Origin of the sequence: Micromonospora sp. NPDC050695, from assembly GCF_040654415.1 — a bacterium.
Lineage (GTDB): Bacteria > Actinomycetota > Actinomycetes > Mycobacteriales > Micromonosporaceae > Micromonospora.
This window is the reverse complement of sequence record NZ_JBFAHZ010000050.1, coordinates 18,687-41,397: the sequence shown is the minus strand read 5'-3', so window position 1 is coordinate 41,397 and position 22,711 is coordinate 18,687. Positions and strand designations below refer to the sequence as shown.

At 71.8% G+C, this 22,711-nt stretch carries 26 protein-coding genes; 14 read left to right on the top strand and 12 right to left on the bottom strand.

Going from position 1 to position 22,711, the window contains the following annotated elements; genetic code table 11:
* Positions 1-77: 77 nt before the first annotated feature.
* Complete coding sequence (locus AB0H52_RS26335) at positions 78-686, bottom strand: HipA N-terminal domain-containing protein (protein ID WP_192580327.1); 609 nt, start codon at positions 684-686, stop codon at positions 78-80.
* 1 nt (position 687) lies between these two features.
* The gene (locus AB0H52_RS26330) at positions 688-2,277 is read right to left on the bottom strand and encodes a DUF262 domain-containing protein (RefSeq protein WP_192580326.1); all 1,590 of its coding nucleotides are present in this window, start codon (positions 2,275-2,277) and stop codon (positions 688-690) included.
* A gap of 123 nt (positions 2,278-2,400) precedes the next feature.
* Between AB0H52_RS26330 and AB0H52_RS26325 the strand changes: the two genes are divergently transcribed.
* Complete coding sequence (locus AB0H52_RS26325; RefSeq protein WP_151490759.1) at positions 2,401-2,985, top strand: HhH-GPD-type base excision DNA repair protein; 585 nt, start codon at positions 2,401-2,403, stop codon at positions 2,983-2,985.
* A gap of 9 nt (positions 2,986-2,994) precedes the next feature.
* Here AB0H52_RS26325 and AB0H52_RS26320 read toward each other — a convergent pair whose 3' ends face one another.
* Complete coding sequence (locus AB0H52_RS26320; RefSeq protein ID WP_151490765.1) at positions 2,995-3,306, bottom strand: hypothetical protein; 312 nt, start codon at positions 3,304-3,306, stop codon at positions 2,995-2,997.
* A gap of 13 nt (positions 3,307-3,319) precedes the next feature.
* Positions 3,320-3,607, bottom strand: a complete 288-nt coding sequence (locus AB0H52_RS26315; protein ID WP_151490758.1) for a hypothetical protein — start codon at positions 3,605-3,607, stop codon at positions 3,320-3,322.
* 104 nt (positions 3,608-3,711) lie between these two features.
* Between AB0H52_RS26315 and AB0H52_RS26310 the strand changes: the two genes are divergently transcribed.
* Positions 3,712-4,071: a DUF3099 domain-containing protein gene (locus AB0H52_RS26310; protein ID WP_192580325.1), complete on the top strand. Its 360-nt coding sequence runs from the start codon at positions 3,712-3,714 to the stop codon at positions 4,069-4,071.
* Positions 4,072-4,101: 30 nt separating this feature from the next.
* Here AB0H52_RS26310 and AB0H52_RS26305 read toward each other — a convergent pair whose 3' ends face one another.
* Positions 4,102-5,001 (bottom strand): carbohydrate kinase family protein, encoded by a 900-nt coding sequence (locus tag AB0H52_RS26305; RefSeq protein ID WP_151490756.1) that lies wholly within the window; start codon positions 4,999-5,001, stop codon positions 4,102-4,104.
* Complete coding sequence (locus AB0H52_RS26300; protein ID WP_151490755.1) at positions 4,998-5,933, bottom strand: pseudouridine-5'-phosphate glycosidase; 936 nt, start codon at positions 5,931-5,933, stop codon at positions 4,998-5,000. Before AB0H52_RS26300 ends, AB0H52_RS26305 begins: the two co-directional genes overlap by 4 nt.
* 89 nt (positions 5,934-6,022) lie before the next feature.
* Between AB0H52_RS26300 and AB0H52_RS26295 the strand changes: the two genes are divergently transcribed.
* From AB0H52_RS26295 to AB0H52_RS26285, 3 genes are all read left to right on the top strand, one after another.
* Positions 6,023-6,241: a DUF3039 domain-containing protein gene (locus AB0H52_RS26295; protein ID WP_007456912.1), complete on the top strand. Its 219-nt coding sequence runs from the start codon at positions 6,023-6,025 to the stop codon at positions 6,239-6,241.
* A 40-nt stretch (positions 6,242-6,281) separates the two neighbouring features.
* Positions 6,282-6,926: a trimeric intracellular cation channel family protein gene (locus AB0H52_RS26290; protein ID WP_151490754.1), complete on the top strand. Its 645-nt coding sequence runs from the start codon at positions 6,282-6,284 to the stop codon at positions 6,924-6,926.
* Between the two features lie 179 nt (positions 6,927-7,105).
* Positions 7,106-8,839, top strand: coding sequence for a DEAD/DEAH box helicase (locus AB0H52_RS26285; protein ID WP_151490753.1), 1,734 nt, complete (start codon positions 7,106-7,108; stop codon positions 8,837-8,839).
* Positions 8,840-9,056: 217 nt separating this feature from the next.
* On the opposite strand, the gene AB0H52_RS26280 is transcribed toward AB0H52_RS26285, so the two are convergent.
* Both AB0H52_RS26280 and AB0H52_RS26275 read right to left on the bottom strand, forming a co-directional pair.
* Positions 9,057-9,290, bottom strand: a complete 234-nt coding sequence (locus AB0H52_RS26280) for a hypothetical protein (protein WP_030337431.1) — start codon at positions 9,288-9,290, stop codon at positions 9,057-9,059.
* A gap of 245 nt (positions 9,291-9,535) precedes the next feature.
* Entirely contained in the window at positions 9,536-11,146 is a 1,611-nt protein-coding gene (locus AB0H52_RS26275; RefSeq protein ID WP_151490752.1) for an RNA polymerase sigma factor, read from the bottom strand.
* A gap of 502 nt (positions 11,147-11,648) precedes the next feature.
* On the opposite strand from AB0H52_RS26275, the gene AB0H52_RS26270 reads away from it, so the two are divergent.
* A complete protein-coding gene (locus tag AB0H52_RS26270; RefSeq protein ID WP_151490751.1) occupies positions 11,649-12,479 on the top strand; it encodes an inositol monophosphatase family protein in 831 nt (276 codons plus the stop codon).
* A gap of 4 nt (positions 12,480-12,483) precedes the next feature.
* Here the strand turns inward: AB0H52_RS26270 and AB0H52_RS26265 are convergent, their stop codons facing one another.
* A complete protein-coding gene (locus AB0H52_RS26265) occupies positions 12,484-12,999 on the bottom strand; it encodes a LytR C-terminal domain-containing protein (RefSeq protein WP_192580328.1) in 516 nt (171 codons plus the stop codon).
* 423 nt (positions 13,000-13,422) lie between these two features.
* Between AB0H52_RS26265 and AB0H52_RS26260 the strand changes: the two genes are divergently transcribed.
* Together AB0H52_RS26260 and AB0H52_RS26255 are read left to right on the top strand one after the other, a co-directional pair.
* Positions 13,423-13,719 carry a DUF4193 domain-containing protein gene (locus AB0H52_RS26260; RefSeq protein WP_007075406.1) on the top strand — a complete coding sequence of 99 codons (297 nt, stop codon included), beginning with the start codon at positions 13,423-13,425 and terminating at the stop codon, positions 13,717-13,719.
* Between the two features lie 121 nt (positions 13,720-13,840).
* The gene (locus tag AB0H52_RS26255; protein ID WP_357950703.1) at positions 13,841-14,638 is read left to right on the top strand and encodes a hypothetical protein; all 798 of its coding nucleotides are present in this window, start codon (positions 13,841-13,843) and stop codon (positions 14,636-14,638) included.
* Positions 14,639-14,656: 18 nt separating this feature from the next.
* Here AB0H52_RS26255 and AB0H52_RS26250 read toward each other — a convergent pair whose 3' ends face one another.
* Positions 14,657-15,184, bottom strand: coding sequence for a DUF3093 domain-containing protein (locus AB0H52_RS26250; RefSeq protein ID WP_151490764.1), 528 nt, complete (start codon positions 15,182-15,184; stop codon positions 14,657-14,659).
* A gap of 89 nt (positions 15,185-15,273) precedes the next feature.
* Here AB0H52_RS26250 and dut point away from each other — a divergent pair, with 89 nt between their 5' ends.
* The 4 genes from dut (at position 15,274) to AB0H52_RS26230 (ending at position 17,722) form a co-directional block, all read left to right on the top strand.
* Entirely contained in the window at positions 15,274-15,810 is a 537-nt protein-coding gene (dut, locus tag AB0H52_RS26245; RefSeq protein ID WP_151490748.1) for a dUTP diphosphatase, read from the top strand.
* A 25-nt stretch (positions 15,811-15,835) separates the two neighbouring features.
* Complete coding sequence (locus tag AB0H52_RS26240; RefSeq protein ID WP_151490747.1) at positions 15,836-16,507, top strand: DUF3710 domain-containing protein; 672 nt, start codon at positions 15,836-15,838, stop codon at positions 16,505-16,507.
* Positions 16,508-16,632: 125 nt separating this feature from the next.
* A complete protein-coding gene (locus tag AB0H52_RS26235; protein ID WP_151490763.1) occupies positions 16,633-17,013 on the top strand; it encodes an OB-fold nucleic acid binding domain-containing protein in 381 nt (126 codons plus the stop codon).
* Between the two features lie 25 nt (positions 17,014-17,038).
* Complete coding sequence (locus AB0H52_RS26230) at positions 17,039-17,722, top strand: DUF3159 domain-containing protein (protein ID WP_151490746.1); 684 nt, start codon at positions 17,039-17,041, stop codon at positions 17,720-17,722.
* Positions 17,723-17,762: 40 nt separating this feature from the next.
* On the opposite strand, the gene AB0H52_RS26225 is transcribed toward AB0H52_RS26230, so the two are convergent.
* Together AB0H52_RS26225 and AB0H52_RS26220 are read right to left on the bottom strand one after the other, a co-directional pair.
* Positions 17,763-18,452 (bottom strand): TrkA family potassium uptake protein, encoded by a 690-nt coding sequence (locus AB0H52_RS26225; protein ID WP_151490745.1) that lies wholly within the window; start codon positions 18,450-18,452, stop codon positions 17,763-17,765.
* A 3-nt stretch (positions 18,453-18,455) separates the two neighbouring features.
* On the bottom strand, positions 18,456-19,121 hold the full coding sequence (locus tag AB0H52_RS26220; protein ID WP_151490744.1) for a TrkA family potassium uptake protein: 666 nt from the start codon (positions 19,119-19,121) through the stop codon (positions 18,456-18,458).
* A gap of 163 nt (positions 19,122-19,284) precedes the next feature.
* On the opposite strand from AB0H52_RS26220, the gene AB0H52_RS26215 reads away from it, so the two are divergent.
* Together AB0H52_RS26215 and AB0H52_RS26210 are read left to right on the top strand one after the other, a co-directional pair.
* Positions 19,285-21,375, top strand: a complete 2,091-nt coding sequence (locus tag AB0H52_RS26215; protein WP_151490743.1) for an APC family permease — start codon at positions 19,285-19,287, stop codon at positions 21,373-21,375.
* Complete coding sequence (locus AB0H52_RS26210; protein ID WP_225854586.1) at positions 21,368-22,657, top strand: TRAM domain-containing protein; 1,290 nt, start codon at positions 21,368-21,370, stop codon at positions 22,655-22,657. The genes AB0H52_RS26215 and AB0H52_RS26210 overlap by 8 nt, the downstream gene beginning before the upstream one ends.
* Positions 22,658-22,711 lie beyond the last annotated feature (54 nt).

Sequence of the window (22,711 nt, the reverse complement as noted above, 5' to 3'; positions counted from 1 at the left end):
GAGCCGGCCAGCATCCGCCACCCAGACCCAGCCACCGTTCACATCTACCGTCTTCGACCCCACACAACATGATCAACTTAAGCTACGTGGCATTGACCCTTGACCTCATCCGCCCGCAGGAGATGCACCGCCGGCACCGGGAATCCGGCTGCAGCCAACCAGCTCATCGTCAGGTATTCGTTGGCGGGCAAGTCACGCAGACTCTGGTCGGGCAGCTTCACGATCCACCAACCGCCCTGTCCGCTCACCGGTACGGCGAGTCGGTCGGTCGAGATCGAATATTTGAGCTGCACACCGGCCAACGAGTGGCGCAGCGGATGGTCGAGCTGACCCGTCTCCGGAGGAAAGTCGTCCTCTGGCTCGCTGTCGGCGTGCACGGTGACGGCACCCGGCAGGTTGCTGCCCACTCTGAGGAGCAGGGTGAAGTCTCCTACTCTGCCGCCTCCGAGTTCACGAACGATCTGGCGACGCAGAGCGCCCTCGGGCAGCAGGTTGGCGAACCAGGGGGTCAGACCGACCCGGGCGCGTCGGATCGACCGGGGATCGTCCTCGAAGATCTGGCCGAGAACCCGGTGATTGGGCGAGGAGAGGTCATCGTCGTAGATGAATTCGGACCCACCCTGGTGAAACTGAAGTTCGCCGACCCGCCGTCCGTGTAGCCGCACCTCGGCTGTTGTTCCGGTCATGTCACGCGGCCGTTCGCAGTATGTCCGTGAGTGATCGTCCGTCTCGCGCCCCCCACTCGGCCATCCGATTGACGTGGCCGGTGATGGTCCGGGAGCACTCCTGAGCCCGCATCTCCAGGAAACCGGCCCAGTCGTCGCGCAGTGCCAGACGCCGGGCGTCATCGGTGATCAGGTGGCTGGCCGCGACGGCCGCGGAGGCGTCCACGAGGGCTGAGCGGGTGACGCGTTCCCCGGGGGGAAGCACGAAACGGTTGGCGATCGTACCCAGGGCGGAGCCGCTGCTGTCGGGCAGCAGCGGCCGTAACGGACTGCCCTGTTCCAATAGCCGGGAGATGTCGATGATCTCGCCGCTGTCGAGATCGCGTGGCTCGGCCGAGAGCAGTCCAAGAGTGTTGAGTTTGGTCATCGCATGATTGAAGTGGACCTTGTCCAACTCCGCCGAGAAGTCGGGGAAGGATTGCACCTGCCGCAACACGTTGGACGCAGCCGTCAGCGCGTCGGGTGCATCAACCGATTCCACCTGATTGCGGACGTCGGCAACGCTAATCCCACGGGCTCGTGTGCCCGCGACGGCACTGCGCCAGACCCAGCGTCGCAGCAAGGTCGCTGGTCGGCCGGCCGGTGCTCCGTGCAATCGAACGAACCGGACCAGGATCGGCAGTACATGTGAGTAGGGCAAGAGTCTAATGTGCGGGATGCCGCAATCGCCGCGCAGAAATTCGACAGCCTCCCGCAGCCGTGCGGCCACCTCCCGCAGCGTCTCCGCCGGGTCGTCCTGAGGGCCGAACTCCTGCCGGAAATCCTCTCGGAAGATGTCGCCACCCCGATACGCAAGGACGCAGCGCAAGGCCAGCCGGTCGTCGAGCGTTCCGAACCCGAGCGTGGCCGGAACCTGGCCGAGGCCATGCAAGCTGCTCAACTCGTCACCGACGGCACCGGTGTGCAACGCCTGAAAGACTTCGGACTTGGTGAGCCGCTTCCCTGTGGTGTTCATCCGGGTGAAGATTTCGAGGAGGGCCTCCTCATCCGCCGAGTGAACGATGTATGTCGGAATCTGGTACTCGCGTATCGCCTTTGCTGCCTGATCAGCGAGGGCGAGTTGATCCTCGGAAAGCCACTCGGAGTTGTCCCGCATCCACCGCAGCAGGACCGCAGTGTCCAGCAGGGAGCTGACCGGTACCCAGGAACGCGGCGGCCGTTGACGGTTGCCGATAGTGTGAAACTCGCCCGCGTCTAGGTCGAGATGGACCCGGAACCGCGGGTCGACCGAGCGGTCCGCCCGGGTCAGAGCACCAACGAGAGAGACGATGCGCTGCTGGCCGTCGACGACCCAAAGAGCTGCGGCCGTCTCGGGTGCCACAACTTCCAGCGGGCCGACCTGGAGGCGTTGCGCCGGCGCCGGACGCCGCCACAGCAGCAGGTTTCCGATCGGGAAGCCGCGTAACAGACTGTCGAAAAGTCGGACGATGTCCGCCGCTTCCCATTTGAAGGATCGCTGGAATGGCGGGATCCGCACCAGTCCGGCGGTGACGTCACGCACCAGATCCTCTGGCGTGCGGTACTCGACGCGGGGCCTCTCCAGGCTAGGCACGGTTACCTCCCTCCAAGGACTCACCGACAGTATCGGCAACATGTCTCCAGTCCCAGCTACGCGGCCGACGAAACCTGCCGACGTCAGGGCTGTTTCTCACCCCCGACCGAGCGAACGGGCAGGATGGTGCCCATGACGCTTGTGCTGCCCATCGACCCGGAGGCCAACCGGCTGCTGGAGCGCAGCCCGCTGGCTCTGCTCCTCGGCATGGTTCTCGACCAGCAGGTGCCGATGGAGAAGGCGTTCTCGTCGCCGTACGTGCTCACCCGGCGACTCGGCCACGACCTGGACGCGGCGGAGTTGGCCGGGTACGACCCGGAGGCGCTCGTCGCGCTGTTCGCCGAGCCTCCCGCGCTGCATCGGTTCCCGAAGGCGATGGCCGCCCGGGTGCAGGAGGTGTGTCAGGTTCTGGTGGACCGCTACGACGGCGACGCGGCGCTGCTCTGGTCGGAGGTCGCCGACGGGCCGCAGCTGCTGCGCCGGGTCTCCGAGCTGCCCGGCTTCGGTAAGCAGAAGGCGCAGATCTTCGTGGCGCTGCTCGGCAAGCGGTTCGGGGTGACCCCGCAGGACTGGCGGGAGGCGGCCGGCGGGTACGGCGACCCGGGCGCGTACCGGTCGGTGGCCGACGTCACCGACGCCGAGTCGCTGCGCCGGGTGCGGGAGTTCAAGCAGCAGGCCAAGGCGGCGGCGAAGGCCGCGAAGGGCTGACCCGGTCGCTCAGGCGGCGGTCGGGTGGGCCAGCGAGGCCAGCGCGCGCCGGACGTCGGCGAGCGACACGGTGGCGGAGTCGTCCAGGTCGGCCAGGCCGGCCTCGATCCACTGCCGCATCAGCGTGGTGACGCCGATGCCCCGGGCGTCGGCGGCGGCGCGTACCCGCTCGTAGGTGTCCAGTGGCAGCCGCACCGATCGGCTCACCATCGGCACGTCGGTGTCGGGGGTGGGCAGGTCCACCGCCGGGCTGTCGTCGATCAGGTCGGCGATGCGGTCGTCGCCGTTGTGGAACTGCTTGGTCGCGTCGTTACGGTGCATCGTCACGGCCTCCTCATCGGCGATGTCTCCGCACGGCCTCGTCGTAGCGCTTGGACTCGACGTCGCTCAGCTCACGGGCGGAGAGGATGTCCCAGTCGTTGTCGGTGCCATCGGCCTCGGCGAGCAGCACCGCCAGTCGGCGGCCCCGGCGGGCGGCGGCGTAGACCACCATCACGTCGTCGCCCAGGTGGCGGATCACCCGTCGGGCGCTGTGCAGCGCCTCCCAGACTTCCCCGGGTGTGACGTCGTAGACCCTCAGGTTGGCCAACGCCTCGTCGGTGAAGCTGAACCTGCTGCCCACATCGCGCAGCGTACCACGCGCGTAACACGCGCCGGGATGAGTCGAAGTTCGCTGATCACGGCCGCACGGTGACAGGATGAGGTGTATCCCCCTCGAGGAGGTCCATGGTGAAGCGGCAGGCATACCAGCCGATTCTGATCACCGACGCCTCGCGCAGCCAGCACGATCAGCTCACCAGCCGTCAGCGCCGCTATGTCCTGATGATGGGCATCCGGGTGGCCTGCATCGTCGCCGGCGCGATCCTGGTCGGCGCGAACGCCCCACTGCTGTGGCTCTGGCTGCCCCTGTGCGCCCTCGGCATGGTGCTCATCCCGTGGTTGGCGGTGCTGCTGGCCAACGACCGGCCGCCCAAGGAGGAGCACCGGCTGGCCAACCGGTTCCACCGGCGCCAGCGGGACGACACCCCGCCGATGAGCCTCACCGCCGAGGAGCGCCCGCACAAGGTCATCGACGTCGAACCCTGACCCGCGCCGCGCGGGCCAGGGTTCGCACACTCACGGCTGTGGCCGTGCGCCAGCGGTGGAGACGGCCAGCGCGCCCAGGTCGGTGGCGCGGCCCATCGCCGCCGTCGGGGTGGCGCCGGCGAGCCAGGCGGTGAGCAGACCGGCCGCGAAGGCGTCGCCCGCCCCGGTGACGTCCACCACCGCCACCCGCCGGACCGCGGCCACGCTGACCACCGCGCCCCGGTCCACCCAGACCGCGCCCGCCGCGCCGCGCTTCACCACGACCCGCCGGGCCGTCGCCGACAGCGCCCGCCCCTGCGCCGCCGGGTCCAGCCCACCGGCCAGCACCGTGGCCTCGTCCACGTTGACCAGCAGCAGGTCGACGTCGCGTACCCAGGCCAGGAACGCCGCCGGGCCGACCCGCCGCAGCGGCGCCGCGGACGCCGCGTCGACGCTGGTGGTGAGCCCGCGCTCGCGGGCGGCGGCCAACGCCCGCAGGCCCGCGCCGCGCGACCCGGCGTCCAACAGGGTGTACGCGGACAGGTGCAGATGCCCGGCGTCGGGCGCCGCCGCGAGGGCCGCCTCGACGTGCTCGGCGCTCAACCGCAGGTTCGCGCCCCGCTGGGTGACCATGGTGCGCTCAGCGTCGCCGGCCAGCACGATCACCGTGCCGGTGGGGGCGTCCTCGACGCGCTGCACCGCGCAGTCGACGCCCGCCCGGTCGAGTTCGGCCACCCGCTCCCGCCCCGCCTCGTCGTCGCCGACCGCGCCGACGAGCGTGACCGGCACCCCCTGCGCGGCGATCCAGGCGGCGGTGTTGGCCGCCTGCCCGCCACCACCGAAGCTGATCTCGGCGGAGGTGTCCGAACCCGCCGCGAGCGGCCCGGCCAGCACCGCGACCACGTCGGTGAGCAGGTCCCCGACGACGACCACCCGGGCCGCTCGGGTCATGCCGGAACGGCGGTGGTGCGGGCGGCCGAGGCGACCGCGATCCGCGCGGCCAGGTCGGCGTTGCGCAGGATGATCCGGACGTTCACCGCGAGGCTCGCGCCCTCGGTGGCCGAGTGGAAGTGCGCCAGCAGGTACGGGGTGACGGCCTTGCCGGTGACCCCGTCGCGCTCCAGCCGGGCCAGACCGTCGGTCAGGGTCCGGTCGTGCAGCTCCGGGTCGAGCTGCTCGTCCACCGGCAGCGGGTTGGCGACGATCAGGCCGCCGGTGTGCACGGCCAGTCCGTCGCGGGCGGCGAGCACGTCGGCGACCTGCTCCGGCGACTCCAGCGACCAGTCCAGGTCGAAGCCGCCGTCGGTCAGGTAGAAGCCGGGGAAGCGGCGGGTGCGGTAGCCGACCACGGCGACCCCGAGGGTCTCCAACCGCTCCAGCGTCGCCCCCACGTCGAGGATCGACTTGACCCCGGCGCAGACCACCGCGATCGGCGTCTGGGCCAGGGTGATCAGGTCCGCCGACTCGTCGAAGGTGTGCGTCGCCTCCCGGTGCACCCCGCCGAGTCCACCGGTGGCGAACACCCCGATCCCGGCGGCGGCGGCCACGGCACTGGTCGCGGCAACCGTGGTGGCGCCGTCCGCGCCGGTCGCGGCGGCCACCGCCAGGTCGCGGACGGAGAGTTTGCTCACTCCGTCGACGGTGGCCAGCTGGGTCAGCTGGGCGTCGTCCAGACCGACCACCAGCTCGCCACCGACCATGCCGATCGTCGCCGGGACGGCTCCCGCGTCCCGGACCGTCTGCTCGATCTCCCTGGCCACGCGCAGGTTCTCCGGCCGGGGCAGGCCGTGCGAGACGATGGTGCTCTCCAGGGCGACCACGGGACGGCCGTCGCGCAGGGCGTCGCCCACCTCGGTCCCGTAGCTGATGCGAAAGTCAGTCACACCGGGCACGGTACGGGGTCGAGCCCGCGCCGGCCTCAAGTGGACCCGGCCGTGATGACCTGCCAAACTTGACGGTTGGAGGTGCAGACGTGAGCACAGAGGTTCTCGAGCGTCCGGAGCTGAAGGACGCCGACACCGGTCCCGAGATGTTCCACTACGTCCGCAAGGAGAAGATCGCCGAGAGTGCCGTCATGGGCACCTTCGTCGTCGCTCTCTGCGGCGAGACCTTCCCGGTCACCAAGGCCGCCAAGCCCGGTTCGCCGGTCTGCCCCAAGTGCAAGGAGATCTACGACTCGTACCGCGAGTGAAGCCCGGCCGGCGACCCGGCCGGCGACGTAGCCTGCGGCGGTGACCACCTCCACCGCCCTGCTCCTCGCCGACCTCACCGGGGTGGCGGTCTTCGCCGCCTCCGGGGCCTCGGCGGCGGTGGCCAAGCGACTGGACCTGTTCGGCGTCGCTTTCGTCGGCTTCGTGGCCGCCCTCGGCGGTGGGATCTTCCGCGACCTGGCCATCGACGAGGTGCCGCCGCTGGCCTTCGCCGACTGGCGGTACGCGGGCACCGCCGCGGTCACCGCACTCGCCGTCTTCTGGCTGCACCCGCAGCTGGCCCGACTGCGCACCACCGTGCTGGTGCTGGACGCGGCGGGCCTCGCGCTGTTCACCGTGACCGGCACGCTCAAGGCGCTCGACGCCCGGGTGCCGGCCGTCGGCGCCTGCCTGATCGGCATGCTCACCGCGATCGGCGGCGGGCTCGCCCGGGACCTGCTCACCGCCGAGATCCCGGTGGTGCTGCGCCGGGAGATCTACGCGGTGGCCGCGCTGACCGGTTCGGTCGCGGTGGTGCTGCTGTATGTCGCCGGGCGGACCGGGCCGGCGCCGCTCACCGCGGCCGCCGTGCTGGTCTTCGGGCTGCGTCTGGTCGCGCTGCGCCGTCGCTGGTCCGCGCCGGTGGCGACGCTGCGACCACCACGCACCGGTGACCCGGAGTGGTGAGGCCGGTACTACAGGGGTGACGGATGTGACCAGCGTGGCGTCGCCTGGGCTGTGGGGCCCGCGCTGGTTATGCTGAGTCGGCCTTCGCGGCAGCTACTGCGCGGAGGCGTTTTCATGGGCGGCGGTACTCGTGGCCCTCGCCCGGGGTCCGCCATCGTGCGGTCGGAGAGGAGCTTCGCGTGGCAGCCCGGACGCCGGTGCTCGAGACGTTCCCGGCACTACGCGCCTGGCAGCGCAAGGCCCTGGTGGAGTACCTGCGCCGGCGCACCGAGGACTTCACCGCCGTCGCCACACCGGGCGCCGGCAAGACCACCTTCGCCCTGCGGATCGCCGCGGAACTGCTCGCCGACGGCACCGTCGAGGCGGTCACCGTGGTCGCACCGACCGAGCACCTGAAGAGCCAGTGGGCGCAAGCCGCCGCCCGGGTGGGCATCCAGCTCGACGCCGCGTTCCGCAACGCCGACGTGCACTCCGCGGCCGACTTCCACGGCGCGGTCATCACGTACGCCCAGGTGGGAATGGCCCCGCAGGTGCACCGGCGGCGCACCATGACCCGACGCACCCTGGTCATCCTCGACGAGATCCACCACGCCGGCGACTCCCGCTCCTGGGGAGACGGGGTGAAGGCCGCCTTCGAACCCGCCGTACGCCGGCTGATGCTCACCGGGACGCCGTTCCGCTCCGACGACAACCCGATCCCGTTCGTCAGCTACGAGCGCGGCGGTGACGGGCTGCTCCGCTCCCGGGCCGACTCGGTGTACGGCTACGCCGACGCCCTGCGCGACGGCGTCGTCCGGCCCGTGCTGTTCCTGGCGTACTCCGGGGAGACCCGGTGGCGGACCAACGCCGGGGACGAGCTGGCGGCCCGGCTCGGTGAGCCGATGACCCAGGACCTGGTGGCGCAGGCGTGGCGTACCGCCCTGGACCCGGCCGGGGACTGGATGCCGCAGGTCCTGCGGGCCGCCGACGCCCGACTCACCGTGCTGCGCAACGCGGGTATGCCCGACGCCGGTGGCCTGATCATCGCCACCGATCAGCAGACCGCCCGCTCGTACGCCAAGCTGATCGCGCAGGTGACCGGCGAGAACGCCGCCGTTGTCCTCTCCGACGACCAGGGTGCGTCCGCGCGGATCGCGACGTTCGCGGCGTCCGACCAGCGGTGGCTCGTCGCGGTGCGGATGGTGTCCGAGGGGGTGGACATCCCCCGGCTCGCGGTCGGCGTCTACGCCACCAGCGCCAGCACGCCGCTCTACTTCGCGCAGGCGATTGGCCGCTTCGTCCGGGCCCGCCGACCCGGGGAGACCGCGTCGGTGTTCCTGCCCAGCGTGCCGCACCTGCTCGGCCTGGCCAGCGAGATGGAGACCGAGCGGGACCACGTGCTCGGTAAACCCAAGGACTCCGACGGCCTCGACGACGACCTGCTGGAGCGGGCGCAGCGCGACGACCAGGCCAGCGGGGAGTTGGAGAAGCGGTTCGCCGCGCTCTCCGCCACCGCCGAGCTGGATCAGGTGATCTTCGACGGCGCGTCGTTCGGCACCGCCGCCCAGGCCGGCACCCCCGAGGAGGAGGAGTACCTCGGCCTCCCCGGGCTGCTCACCGCCGACCAGGTTTCGCTGCTGCTGACCAAACGGCAGGCCGCCCAACTCGCCGCCCAGCGCCGCCGTACCGCCGAGCGGGCCGCTCAGCCGGCCGCTGCGCCCACCGTGGCGCCGCCGGCACCTCTGAGTGCCGCCCAGCGCCGTGTGGCGCTCCGGCGCCAACTGAACGCCCTCGTGGCCGCCCGGCACCACCGCACCGGCCAACCCCACGGCAAGATCCACGCCGAGTTGCGCCGGCTCTGCGGCGGCCCGCCCAGCGCCCAGGCCACGATCGAGCAGCTTGAGGAACGCATCGCCACCGTCCAGACCCTCTAGACCCGCCCACCCCGCCGTCCCCATCCGGCGTTGATCCACTCGACTCCATGGAAGTCGCGGTATCCATCAGGCGTGGATACCGCGACTTCCACGAAACCGAGTGGATCACGGGGTCTGTCTGCTGGGCGCTGGGGCGCGGGCGTGCGACGTTCGGACAGAAAAAGCCGACCGGAGACACCCAGAGGGTGCCTCCGGTCGGCTATGTCGGTTTGCGGATTTAGTTCGCCATCAGATCGGCACCACGCCAGCTGAAATCGGGCTCCGTTGCGAACCGCTCGGTGATCTTCACGAGATCCTCCGCGTACTTGTTCGCGTGGTGCCCACAGAACACCAGCTCGCTCCCACCCGCCAGAGTGATCCGGAGCTTCCCGGCAGCATTGCAGCGGTCGCACCGTTCATCGGCGGCTGGGGGCGCCACCGTCTCGGGCGGCGGCGTGAGGGTCGGGGTCATCGCCTTCCTCCTCTGGTCGTCACCGATGAACAATCTCTTCGGTCGTTGCTCACCTATCGTGCAACACCCGTGCCGGGCCTTGCCTTCCCTGTGTGCCCGCGGGGGACCGAGGTCACACATGGCAGGGACAGTGTGCCGTGCACCCAGGGTGCCACGTCAACGATCACATTCGTGCATCCGGACGATCACCATCTGGTGTTGCACACCAGGTGGTCAAAACGACACGTTCGGTTGACGAAACCCGCTCAGTCCAGGTAATCCCGGAGAACCTGCGACCGGGACGGGTGACGCAGCTTGGACATCGTCTTGGACTCGATCTGCCGGATCCGCTCCCGGGTCACCCCGTAGACCTGGCCGATCTCGTCGAGCGTCCGCGGCTGACCGTCGGTCAGGCCGAAACGCAGGCGTACGACACCCGCCTCACGCTCGGAGAGCGTCTGCAACACCTGCTGGAGCTGGTCCTGCAGGAGTGAGAACGAGACGGCGTCGACCGCGACCACGGCCTCGGAATCCTCGATGAAGTCACCGAGCTGGCTGTCGCCCTCGTCGCCGATGGTCTGGTCCAGCGAGATGGGCTCCCGAGCGTACTGCTGGATCTCCAGCACCTTCTCGGGTGTGATGTCCATCTCCTTGGCCAGCTCCTCCGGCGTGGGCTCGCGGCCCAGGTCCTGGAGCAGCTCGCGCTGTATGCGGCCGAGCTTGTTGATGACCTCCACCATGTGCACCGGGATGCGGATGGTGCGGGCCTGGTCGGCCATGGCGCGGGTGATGGCCTGCCGGATCCACCAGGTGGCGTACGTGGAGAACTTGTAGCCCTTGGTGTAGTCGAACTTCTCCACGGCCCGGATCAGGCCGAGGTTGCCCTCCTGGATGAGGTCGAGGAAGGCCATGCCGCGACCCGTGTACCGCTTCGCGAGGGAGACGACGAGGCGGAGGTTGGCCTCCAGCAGGTGGTTCTTGGCGCGTTCGCCGTCGCGGGAGATCCAGCCCAGGTCGCGGACCATCTCCCGGACGAGCTTCTCCTCGCCCTCGTCGGCCGCGCGCAGCCGCTCGGCGGCGTAGAGCCCGGCCTCGATGCGCTTGGCCAGCTCCACCTCCTGCTCGGCGTTGAGCAGCGGGACCTTGCCGATCTGCTTCAGGTACGCGCGGACCGAGTCGGCGGAGGCGGTCAGCTCGGCGTCGCGCCGGGCCTGCTTGAGCGCCTCGGACTCCTCGTCGTCCCACTCGAAGTCGTTGTCGGTGGCGGAGGCGGCGGCGTCGGTCTCGGCGGCCTGGGCCAGCTCGGCCGGCTCCTCGACGACCACGTCCTCGATGGTGGCGGCGAGTTCCTCGGGGTCGATCTCGCCGTCGGCACCCTCGCCCTTGGCCTTGCCGGCGACCTTGGCCGGCTTGGCGCCGGCGGCCGCGGCGACGGTCGCCTTGGTGGCCCGGGTCGACTTGGTCGCCTTCGCCGGCGAGGCGGCGGCGACCTCGGCGGTGCTGCCGGCGACCTTGCGGGGGGCCGCCTTGCGGGGGGCGGGCGCCGACGGCGCCTCGTCGGAGGCGGGCGCCTGCTTCGGCGCGGGCGCGGCGGCCTTCTTGGTGGTCTTGGCGGTGGTGGCCCGGGACGCCGGCGTCGTGGAGCGGGCCGCGGCGACCCGGCGGCGGGTGCTCGCCGAGCCGTCCACCACTACGGTCACTCCCGCCTCGGAGAGCGCCCGCAGGATCTTCTTGGCCTGGGCCGGAGTCACCTCGGCGGACTCGACGGTGCGCGCGAGCTGGGCCGACGTGAGCTGACCACCGGCGCTCTGCGCGTGGGCGATCAGGGTGTCGGTGAGCGAGCGAACGTCGGCGCCGGTCTGGCGGGGTTCTGTCACGAATGACCTTCCGGAGGCGAAGAGCGGGCACGGCCGGGTCGTCCGGCACAGCATGGGTCAACCGGGCCGGGCGATGTGGTTGAGGGGCCCCCGTGTCCCGGGCCGGCCGGTGGTCGGCGGTCCGTGGCGCGTGGGCAGGGGTGAATTGTAACGCCGACTGCGGCGATCATCCTGCGCCGCACTGCGTAACGGCGGTGAGACCGCCGATTCGGCGCTGATGTGGACTTAGTAAGGATGATACTCGCGTACGGCGCGTGGGGCCTCCGTCGTCGTGGCCGGCCGCGGGCGGACCGGGCCCGAGGTGCCGGTTGACCAGCACGGACGGTTCTGGGGTGGTGGCGGTTCGGGTGCGGAGCGCGATGGTCGCAGGTGGATCGCGGTGGAACGGGCCGGTGCGCCGTGGACGGGGTCGGAGAGCTGAGCACCTAGCGCACATTACCAACACAAACCGGACATGCCGGCCATATGGCGCGCGGACGCTGACGTGTGGAAAGGGACAACCATGACCGGCTCGACGCCGACGCCGCAGGAACTGCTCACGATCGCGATCGACGTGGCCCGGAAGGCGGCCGACACCGCGTACCGGATGCGGGGCGAGGGGGTCGTGGTCGCCGCGACCAAGAGCACCCGCACCGACGTGGTCACCGCCGCCGACCGGGCGGTCGAGCGGCAGGTTCTCGACGCGCTGGCCACGCTCCGCCCCGACGACCCGGTGCTGGGTGAGGAGTACGGCGAGGAGAACGGTGGAGGTGCCACCGGCCCGACCGGCGGCGGGGTGCGCTGGATCGTCGACCCGATCGACGGCACGGTCAACTACCTGTACGGGTTGCCGCACTGCGCGGTCTCGCTGGCCGCCGAGGTCGACGGCGTGGTGGTCGCCGGAGTGGTGCGCAACGTGTTCACCGGCGAGGAGTGGACGGCCACCGTCGGCGGCGGCGCCTGGCGGGCGGGGCAGCGGTTGCGCTGCTCGACCGAGACCGACCTGGGGCAGGCGCTGGTCGCCACCGGCTTCGGGTACGACGCCGCCCGCCGGTCGCACCAGGCCCGGGTGGTCGCCGGGCTCATCGGTCACGTGCGGGACATCCGGCGACTCGGCGCCGCCGCCCTGGATCTCTGCCTGGCCGCCGAGGGGCGCGTCGACGCGTACTTCGAAAAGGGTCTGGCGGCCTGGGACCAGGCCGCCGGCGGCCTGGTGGCGAGCGAGGCGGGCCTGCGGGTGGCCGGCCTGCGGGGCCGGCCGGCCGGCCCGGACCTGGTGCTCGCGGCCCCGGAGGCCCTCTTCGCCCCGCTGCACGACCGCCTGGACGACCTGGACGCCGCGGGTGGCCCCTGAGCGGCTACTTCTTGGCCGGCATCGGGCAGGTGCCCTTGGGCGCCTCCGGCGCGCCCGAGTCGCCGAGCGACTGGTTGACCTCGGTGGTGGTGGCCAACTGCTGGAAGCCGTTGCCCAGCACCACGTCCACCGTGTCGTCGGTGCGCTTCTCGTCGTAGCCCGGGTCGGCGTTGTTGAGGAAGTACGCCTGGAGCAGGTGCGCCGAGCCGACGCCCTTCGGGCCGTACCGCAGCACCGCGATGCCGTCGACCTGCTTCTTCTCGTTTGCGGTCTTCTTGACCTGGAACTGCCGGTTGCTGAACTCGTCGGCGACCGTGCGGGCGAGGCCGGGCTGGTTCGTGGCGTTGTAGACGTTGATTTTCACGTCCTTGCGCTCGCGCAGGGTCAGGTCCGCCAGCGGCCAGCCCTCGGGGCAGCCCGCGGCGGTGCCCGCCCCGCCCTGGCTGTCGCGGACCACGGCCACGACGACGAAGACCAGGGCGATGACCGCCAACAGGCCGACGACGACGAGGGCTCGCACTCGCGCAAAACTCATCAGGGCACTCCCCGGGACGTCAGGTGGGTGGCAACGATCTCTGACCGCCGGCCGTCGAATACGCCGCTGAGGTTAACGGTTGTCCGGCCGTCGCGTGGAAACAGTCCGACATGCCGGCGCGGCGACCGCGAAGCGGGTACTACTACCCCTATCTTCGTGTCGCCTGAGTCACATTGGGAACAACTTCGCGTGCGGGGGCGTACATCTAGGCCGCAAGGGCGGTATACATGCCTCGCCCAAGGGGGGGTAAGGTTCCGCGCTCGCAGGGGAGTCGCCCCAGCGGGCTCGACCCGTTCGGTCCCCGGGTCGGGTGCCCGACACAAGTGGTGGCCGGCCAACGGAACCGAAACAGCGTCGTCCGGCGTTACAACCGGGAAGCGACAACATCGATATGGGAGAGTGAAACCGATGGCCACCGACTACGACGCCCCGCGTCGCGACGAGGTCGACCTCGGCGAGGACAGCCTGGAAGAGCTCAAGGCCCGGCGCGTCGACTCACAGTCGGGCGCGGTGGACGTTGACGAGGCCGAGGTGGCCGAGAGCTTCGAGCTGCCCGGCGCCGACCTGGCCGACGAGGAGCTCACGGTCAAGGTGCTACCGATGCAGCAGGACGAGTTCCGGTGCGCCCGCTGCTTCCTGGTGCACCACCGCAGCCAGCTGGCGGTCGAGCGTAACGGCGAGCTGATCTGCCGCGAGTGCGTCTGACTCGCATGACACCAGCGGCGGCCTCCTGATCGGGGCCGCCGCTGCCGGTGTAGCCGTGCGACACAGGTGGGTACCTGCTTGACTCGTAACGGGTAGCCCACAGCACCGGGAGGTTCGACCCATGAGCGATCGAGGCGAGACCACCGACGGTGGCGCCGACGACCTCGGCGCCACCGTCGCCGCGTTGACCGCGGACGACATCGAGCCGGCCCGACGCCGCCAACTGCTCACCCGCATGGTGGGGCAGGCCCGCGCCCGGGGCATCGCCGACCTGTTCAAGCCCAGCGCCGCCGTGCGCTGGATGGTCGACACCGTCGCCGAGATCGCCCCGCACGTGCCGGTCCGTGACCTGGACACCCTGCGGGCACACTTTCCGGGGCTGGACGACGCCGCCCTGGCCGAGCGGTTGATCCGCAACGCGTCACGGACCACCGCCGCGATCGGCGCGGCCGGCGGGGGAGTCGCCGCCGTCGAGTGGGCCGTGGCACCGACCCTGCTCTCCGCGCCGGTGCTGCTCGCCGCCGAGACCGTCGCCGTGGTGGCGGTGGAGCTGAAGCTGGTCGGCGAACTGCACGAGATCCACGGCGTGGCGCTGCCGGGTGGTGGCAGCCAGCGGGCGGTCGCCCTGGTGCACTCCTGGGCCACCCAGCGCGGGGTCAACCCGATGGTGCCCGGTGTCGGGGTGGGCGCGGTGCTCGGCACCGCCGCCCGCAAGGAACTGCGGGACATGCTGCTGCGGCGCTTCGGGCGCAACCTCACCACCCTCGGACCGTTCCTCACCGGCGCGGCGGTGGCCAGCTTCCTCAACCGTCGGGCCACTCAGCAGATGGCCGAGCAGCTCCAGGTGGACCTCCGGCGCCGCGGCATCGCCCGACCGGCGCCACCGCCGGCCCTGCCCGGCCCGCCCACCGGCACCTGAGCGGGCGGCGGCGCGGGATCAGCCCGGCTCGCCGGCCGTACGGTCGGTGAGCGGCAGGGCGTCCCGCGCGGCCAGCACCGCCTCGGCGAACTCGACCGGGTGCCGGGTGCTCACCACCCAGAACGGGGTCGGATCGGCCGGATCGTCGAGGACCACCTGCACGGCGCCGCCGATCCACGGTCGCTGCACCACGAAGGCGAGCGGGTCGGCGCCCACCCCGAGCACCTCACGACGGCCGGCCGCGTCCAACGGGACCACGTCGGCCACGAAACGCACCGGCAACCAGGCGTCGTCCACCCGCAGCTCGCCGTCGGCGACCGCGACCCGGATCCGGCCCAACCACCACAACCCGGCCGCGGTGGCCGGCAGCAGCACCGCGAACGGCAGCCAGGCGCGCACGCCGGAGCCGCCCATCCAGATCTCGACGGCCAGCAGCGCGGCCGCCACCAGCCCCACCAGCCACAGCCACCAGGGCAGGTCCAGCCGTTCGGCGTACGCCGTGCGGGCCGCCACGGGCGGCTGACCGGCGGACGGGGAGGGCGACATGCTCACTCCTGCGAGGGTACGGCGCACGGCGGCCCGGCCAACCGGCAGGATGGCAGGGTCACCCCGTGAACCCGACGGAAGAGGGACCCGTGACCGACGTCGTACCCGTGCCCGTACGGCAGCTCGACGCCGAGCTGCCGCTGCCCACGTACGCCCATCCCGGCGACGCCGGTGCCGACCTGGTGGCGGCCGCGGACGTGGAGCTGCCGCCCGGCGGCCGCGCCCTGGTGCCCACCGGCGTCGCCATCGCGCTGCCGGAGGGGTACGTGGGCCTGGTCCACCCCCGCTCCGGGCTGGCGGCGAGGCTCGGCGTGACGGTGCTCAACGCGCCCGGTACGGTCGACGCCGGCTACCGGGGTGAGATCCTGGTCAACCTGATCAATCATGATCGGGACACGCCGGCGAAGATCTCCCGCGGCGACCGGATCGCGCAGCTCGTGGTCCAGCGGGTCGCGCGGGCACGGTTCGAGCCGGTGGCCGAGCTGCCCGGGTCCCGACGCGGGACCGGCGGGCACGGTTCCACCGGCGGACACGCCGGGCTGGAGCCGTCGCCGGCTGGTCAGGATCGGGTCGAACAGCGGTCGGGCGAGCCCGGACGTGGGCGCACGGAAGAGATGGCAGGGTGAGTGTGAACAGCGGAGGGTGGGCGCAGTGATCTTCTCCCGAAAGCGGGCCGGTGCCGGGCGGCAGACCCGCGACGAGCGGACCACCGAGGTCCTCGACCAGGGCGCCGAGGGGTCGGCGTCGGCGCTGGTGCGCGGCCCGTACGACATCTCCGAGGTCGACGACGACGTGCAGCGTCTCGACCTGGGCAGCCTGCACATCCCGGCGATCGCCGAGGTGGAGGTGCGGGTGCAGGCCGACCCGCAGGGCGTGGTCCAGCAGGTGGTGCTGGTGCACGGGGACAACGCGCTGCAGCTCGGCGTCTTCGCCGCCCCCCGGTCCGAGGGGATCTGGGACGAGGTGCGCGAGGAGATCCGCCAGTCGCTGCTGCGCGACGGCGCCGCCGCCCAGGAGGTCGAGGGCGAGTACGGCCCGGAGCTGCACGCCCAGGTGCGCACCCCGGACGGCCCGACCAACCTGCGGTTCGTCGGCGTCGACGGGCCGCGCTGGATGGTCCGTGGCGTGTTCCAGGGCCCGGTGGCGACCGATCCGGCCACCGCCGGCCCGCTCGCCGAGTGCCTGGACGGCCTGGTGGTCGACCGCGGGCAGGAGGCGAAGCCGGTACGCGAGCCGCTGCCGCTGCGGCTGCCCCGGGAGATCGCCGACCAGGCGGGCGCCGAGGACGGCTCCGCCCCCGCCGCCGAACCACGCCAGGTCTGACCGGCACGCACCGGCCCGCCGGAACCGGCCCCGTCGGCGTACGCTGGCGGCACGGTTCCGGCGTCGCCGGGGTCGGGCCAGTGCCGGTCGAGGCCGGTGAGCGTGGAGAGGGTGACGCGGAGGTCATGATGACCGACGAGGGTGGGGGGTCGCTGCGGCGCCTCCTGCAACGGTTCACCGCCAGCGAAGCCGAGATCGACGCGCAGGAGCTGCGCCGGGAGAGCGCCGAGTGCGGCGGCATCCCGGCCCAGATGTGCTCCCGGGGCCAGGTGGTCTCGGTCGCCGGTCGGCTGCGCACCGTGGTCTACACGCCGCGCACCAACCTGCCCACCCTCGAGGCCGACCTGTACGACGGCAGTGACGTCGTCACCCTGGTCTGGCTGGGCCGGCGGCACATCGCCGGGATCGAGCCGGGGCGGCACCTGACCGCGCGGGGCCGGGTGGCGATGCGCGACGACCGCAAGGTCATCTACAACCCGCACTACGAGCTGGATTCGCCGAAGTGACGGCGCTGCGGACGGAAGGCCGGCGATGACGACGGGACAGGACCGGGCGGCACAACCGGACACCGGCTCCGAGGACGACGAGCGACTGCCGACGATCGCCGAGCAGATGGCCGACCAGCTCGGCGGGTGGCGGGGGCTGGTCGAGTCCAGCATCCCGGTGGTGGTCTTCGTCCTCGCCAACATCATCGGCGAGCTGCGGCCCGCGGTGATCGCCTCGGTGGCCGTCGCGCTGTTGATCGCCGTGCTGCGGCTGGCCCAGCGCCGGCCGATCCGGCACGCGGTCAACGGCCTGTTCGGCGTCGGCGTCGGCGCGGCCATCGCCTGGCGTACCGGCGACGAACGGGATTTCTACCTCCCCGGCATCCTCTACGGCATCGGCTACGGCGTGGCCCTGCTCATCTCGGCGGCCATCCGGCAGCCCCTCGTCGGCTGGATCTGGTCGGTGCTGGTCGCCAAGGGCCGCTCGGAGTGGCGGACCGACCCGAAGCTGGTGCGGACCTTCACCCAGCTGACGGTGCTCTGGGGTGTGGTCTGGCTGGCCAAGGTGGGCGTGCAGGCCGGCCTCTACCTGGCCCACCAGGACACCGCGCTGGGCGTGGCCCGGCTGGCCCTGGGCTACCCGCCGTACGCGCTGCTGCTTTTGATCACCGTCTGGACGGTGCGCCGGGTCACCCGGGAGCCGCAACCGACCCCGCTGCCCGGCGCCTGAGCGTCGGCGCGGCCCGCACCGCCGGCCCCGGGGGGCGGGCTCACCGCGCCCCGCGGGTCCGTTCGACGCTGTCCGGGCCGAGGATCACCGCGCGGACCTCGTCCTCCACCTCGGCGGTGCAGACGAAGACCAGCTCATCCCCGGCCTCGATCGGGTCGTCCGGGCTGGGCACCAGGACCCGCTTGCCGCGCAGGATCGCCACCAGCGCGGAGTCGCGGGGCAGCGGCACGGCGTGGATGGGCTGACCCACGTAGGGCGCGGTCGGCGGCAGGGTGATCTCGACGAGGTTGGCCTCGCCCTGCCGGAACGTCATGAGCCGGACCAGGTCGCCGACGGTGACCGCCTCCTCGACCAGCGCGGCCATCACCCGCGGCTTGCTCACCGCGACGTCCACGCCCCACTGCTCGGTGAAGAGCCACTCGTTCTCGGCCCGGTTGACCCGGGCGACCACGCGGGGCACCGCGAACTCGGTCTTGGCCAGCAGCGACAGCACCAGGTTGGTCTTGTCGTCACCGGTGGCCGCGACGACCACGTCACAGCCGGCGACGTTGGCCTCCTCCAGGCTGGCCACCTCGCACGCGTCGGCGAGTACCCATTCGGCGGCCGGCACCCGGTCCGGGCGCAGCATCTTCGGCTGGCGCTCGATCAGCATCACCTGGTGGCCATTCTCGATCAGCTCCTGGGCGATCGAGCGGCCCACGTTGCCGGCGCCCGCGATGGCGATCCGCATGGCTCAGTGCCCCCCTTCCGGCGGCGTCGCCGCCACCGACGTGACCGTCACCACGATGTCGTCGCTGACCAGCATGAACACCTGGTCACCCTCCTGCACGACGGTGGACGCGGTGGGCAGCGTGCCGATACCGAAGCGGATCAGGTACGCCACCCGCGCCCCGGACGCCTCCTCCAGCACGCGCACCGGCCGGCCGATCCAGTCCTTGTGCACGGGCACCTCGACGATCGACACGGTGCTCGTCGGGTCGCGGAAGATCTCCACGTTGCCCTCCGGCACGAGGTGCCGCAGCATCCGGTCGGCCGTCCAACGGACCGTCGCCACGGTCGGGATGCCCAGCCGCTCGTAGACCTGCGCCCGGCGCTGGTCGTAGATCCGGGCCGCCACCCGGGACACGCCGAACGTCTCGCGGGCCAACCGGGCCGAGATGATGTTGGAGTTGTCGCCGCTGGAGACGGCCGCGAAGGCGTCCGCCCGCTCGATGCCGGCCTGCCGCAGCACCTCGCCGTCGAAGCCCGCCCCGGTCACCGTGATCCCGGCGAAGTCGGGGCCGAGCCGGCGGAAGGCGTCGGCGTCCTGGTCGATCACCGCCACCGAGTGCCCCCGGGACTCCAGGCTGTGGGCGAGGGTCGACCCGACCCGGCCACAGCCCATGATCACGACGTGCACGCTGTCCCTCCCAAGGTGCGTACCGCTCCGCTGCCGGTGGCCTGACGAGTGCGAGCCTGCCACGTCCGGATGCCCAGCGGGGACCGACCGTACCCTGCCGCGCGGATCGGCCACGATCGCCCACCCCCACGCTCCCACCGTGGTGGTCGTACCCTTGGCGTTCGTGGCCAGTCCCACTTCGCAACTGAAGCGCCTGCTCCTCGGTCGACCGTTCCGGTCCGACCGGCTGCAGCACACCCTCCTGCCAAAGCGCATCGCGCTGCCCGTTTTCGCCTCCGACGCGCTGTCCAGCGTCGCGTACGCGCCCGACGAGATCCTGCTGACCCTCTCCATCGCCGGCGCCTCCGCGTACGTCTTCTCGCCGTGGATCGCCCTGGCCGTGGTTGTGGTGATGCTCACGGTGGTCGCCAGCTACCGGCAGAACGTGCACGCCTACCCTTCCGGGGGAGGTGACTACGAGGTCGCCACGGTCAACCTGGGCCCGCGGTTCGGTGTCGGGGTGGCCAGTGCCCTGCTGGTCGACTACGTGCTCACGGTGGCGGTGTCGGTCTCCTCCGGGGTGGCCAACCTCGGCTCGGTGGTGCCGTTCGTGGCCACCCACAAGGTCCTCATCGCGGTGCTCGCGGTGGTGCTGCTGAGCGCGGTGAACCTGCGCGGTCTGCGCGAGTCGGGCACGGCGTTCGCCATCCCGACGTACGGCTTCGTGATCGTGATGGCCGGGATGCTGCTCACCGGGCTGGTCCGGGTGTTCGTGCTGGGTGACGACCTCCGCGCGCCGAGCGCCGATCTGGTCATCCAGGCCGAGCACAGCGTGACCGGTTTCGCGCTCATCTTCCTGCTGCTGCGGACGTTCAGTTCGGGCGCCGCCGCGCTCACCGGCGTCGAGGCGATCTCCAACGGGGTGCCGGCGTTCAAGGCCCCGAAGAGCCGTAACGCCGCCACCACCCTGCTGCTGCTCGGCGGCATCTCGGTGAGCATGCTGGTCGGGATCATCTGGCTGGCCCGGCTCACCCACCTGCAGTTCGTCGAGGATCCGGCCCTGCAGATCGTCTCCGGCCCCGAGGGGTACGTGCAGAAGACCGTCACCACCCAGCTCGGCGAGACGGTCTTCGGCTCCGGGTCGATCCTGCTCTACGTGGTGGCCGGCGTGACCGCCCTGATCCTGTTCCTGGCCGCGAACACCGCCTTCAACGGCTTCCCGGTGCTCGGCTCGATCCTCGCGCAGGACCGCTACCTGCCCCGCCAGTTCCACACCCGGGGCGACCGGCTGGCGTTCTCCAACGGCATCGTCTTCCTCGCCCTCTTCGCGATCGTGCTGATCGTCGGCTTCCAGGCCGAGGTGACCCGGCTCATCCAGCTCTACATCGTCGGGGTCTTCGTCTCGTTCACCGTCTCCCAGGCCGGCATGATCCGGCACTGGAACCGGCGCCTGCGGACCGAACGGGATCCCGAGGCGCGCCGCCGGATGCAGCGGTCCCGGGCCATCAACACGTTCGGTACGGGCCTGACCGGCACGGTGCTGGTGATCGTCCTGATCACCAAGTTCCTGCTCGGCGCGTGGATCGCGATCGCCGCCATGGCGGTGATCTACGTGTTGATGCTGGCCATCCGCCGGCACTACGACCGGATCGCCGTCGAACTGACCCCGCCGGACGAGGGCCGTGCCGTGCTGCCCGCCCGCAACCACGCGATCGTGCTGGTCAGCAAGCTGCACCAGCCGACCCTGCGGGCCATCGCGTACGCCCGGGCCACCCGGCCGGACACGTTGACCGCCGTGACGGTCAACGTGGACGAGGAGGACACCCGGGCTCTGCAGGCCGAGTGGGAACGTCGGGAGATGGCCATCCCGCTCACCGTGATCGACTCGCCGTACCGGGAGATCACCCGCCCGATCCTGGACTTCGTCGCCTCCACCCGCCGCAAGTCGCCCCGGGACGTGGTCACCGTCTTCATCCCGGAGTACGTGGTCGGCCGCTGGTGGGAGAACCTGCTGCACAACCAGAGCGCGCTGCGTCTCAAGGGCCGCCTGCTCTTCGAACCGGGGGTGATGGTGGTCAGCGTGCCGTGGCAGCTCGCCTCGACGGCGAGCAAGAACCTGGACCGGCTGGACGCCACGTTGTCCCGGACCCCGGCGCGTGGCCCACGGATCGGCCTGCGCGGCCCGGTGCCGCCGGACGTCCCGCCGGTGGTCTCCGCGCCGGCCGGTGGCGGCGGCGCGGTCGACCGTGGCCAGGGCGGGGCCGACCGTGACTGAGGCGGGCGTGGGTGCTGCCGCGACGTCGGCGGCACCGGAGCGTGGGCTGGCCGAGGCGGAACGCGTCGAACTCACCGTCGACGCCGTCGCGCCCGGCGGGCACTGCGTGGCCCGGGTCGACGGGCAGGTGGTCTTCGTCCGGCACGCCCTGCCCGGCGAACGGGTCCTCGTCGAGGTCACCGAGGTGCACCGGGGGTTCGTCCGGGCCGACGCGGTGACCGTGCTGGACGCCTCGCCGGACCGGGTCGAGCCACCCTGCCCGTACGCGAAGCCGGGCGCCTGCGGTGGCTGTGACCTGCAACACGTCGCTCCGGACGCCCAGCTGGCGTGGAAGGCCGCCGTGGTGCGCGAGCAGCTGGTCCGCCTCGGCGGGCTGACCGACGCCGACCTGGACCGGCTCGGCGTCCGCGTCGAGGCGCTGCCCGGTGGCCTGCTCGGCTGGCGCTCGCGGGTCCGCTACGCGGTGGATGCCGCGGACCGGGCCGGGCTGCTCAAGCACCGCTCGCACGAGGTGGTGCCGATCGACCGTTGCCGGATCGCCCACCCGGCCATCCAGCAGCTTCCGGTGCTCACCCCGACCGGGGCGCTCTGGCCCGCCGCCGAGGCGGTGGAGACCGTCGCCAGCAGCGGCGGCGACGTGACCGTCGCGCAGGTCCGGGACGGTGTGTCCACCCCGGTGAGCGGGCCGTCCGAGGTCCGCGAGGTGGCCGCCGGCCGGGACTGGACGCTGCCCGCGTCCGCCTTCTGGCAGGTGCACCCCGCCGCGGCGGACACCCTCACGACGGCCGTGCTGGAGCTGCTCGACCCGCGCCCGGGCGAGGTGGCCTGGGACCTCTACGGCGGCGCCGGGCTGTTCGCCGCGGCCCTCGCCGGCCGGGTCGGCGACGCCCGGGTCACCCTGGTCGAGTCCAGCCGGGACGGGGTGGACGCGGCCCGGGCCAACCTGGCCGACCTGCCCCACGTCGAGGTGGTCGCCGCCCGGGTGGAGACCGCGCTGGCCCGCCGCCGGATCACCGGCCCGGTCGACGTGGTGGTGCTCGACCCACCGCGCTCCGGCGCGGGCGCCCCGGTGGTGCGCGACATCGTCGCCGCCGGCCCGCGCGCCGTCGCGTACGTGGCCTGTGACCCGGCCGCCTTCGCCCGGGACGTCCGCACGTTCGCCGACCTCGGCTGGCGGCTGGCCGCGCTGCGCGGCTTCGACCTGTTCCCGATGACGCAGCACGTCGAACTGGTCGGGCTGCTGGTCCCGGCGGACGAGAGCCGGCCAGGGATCCGTGCCTGAGCAGGCGCTCAGCCGCCCGGTACGGCTCGGGAGGCTCGGGTCGGGCTGCGGAGT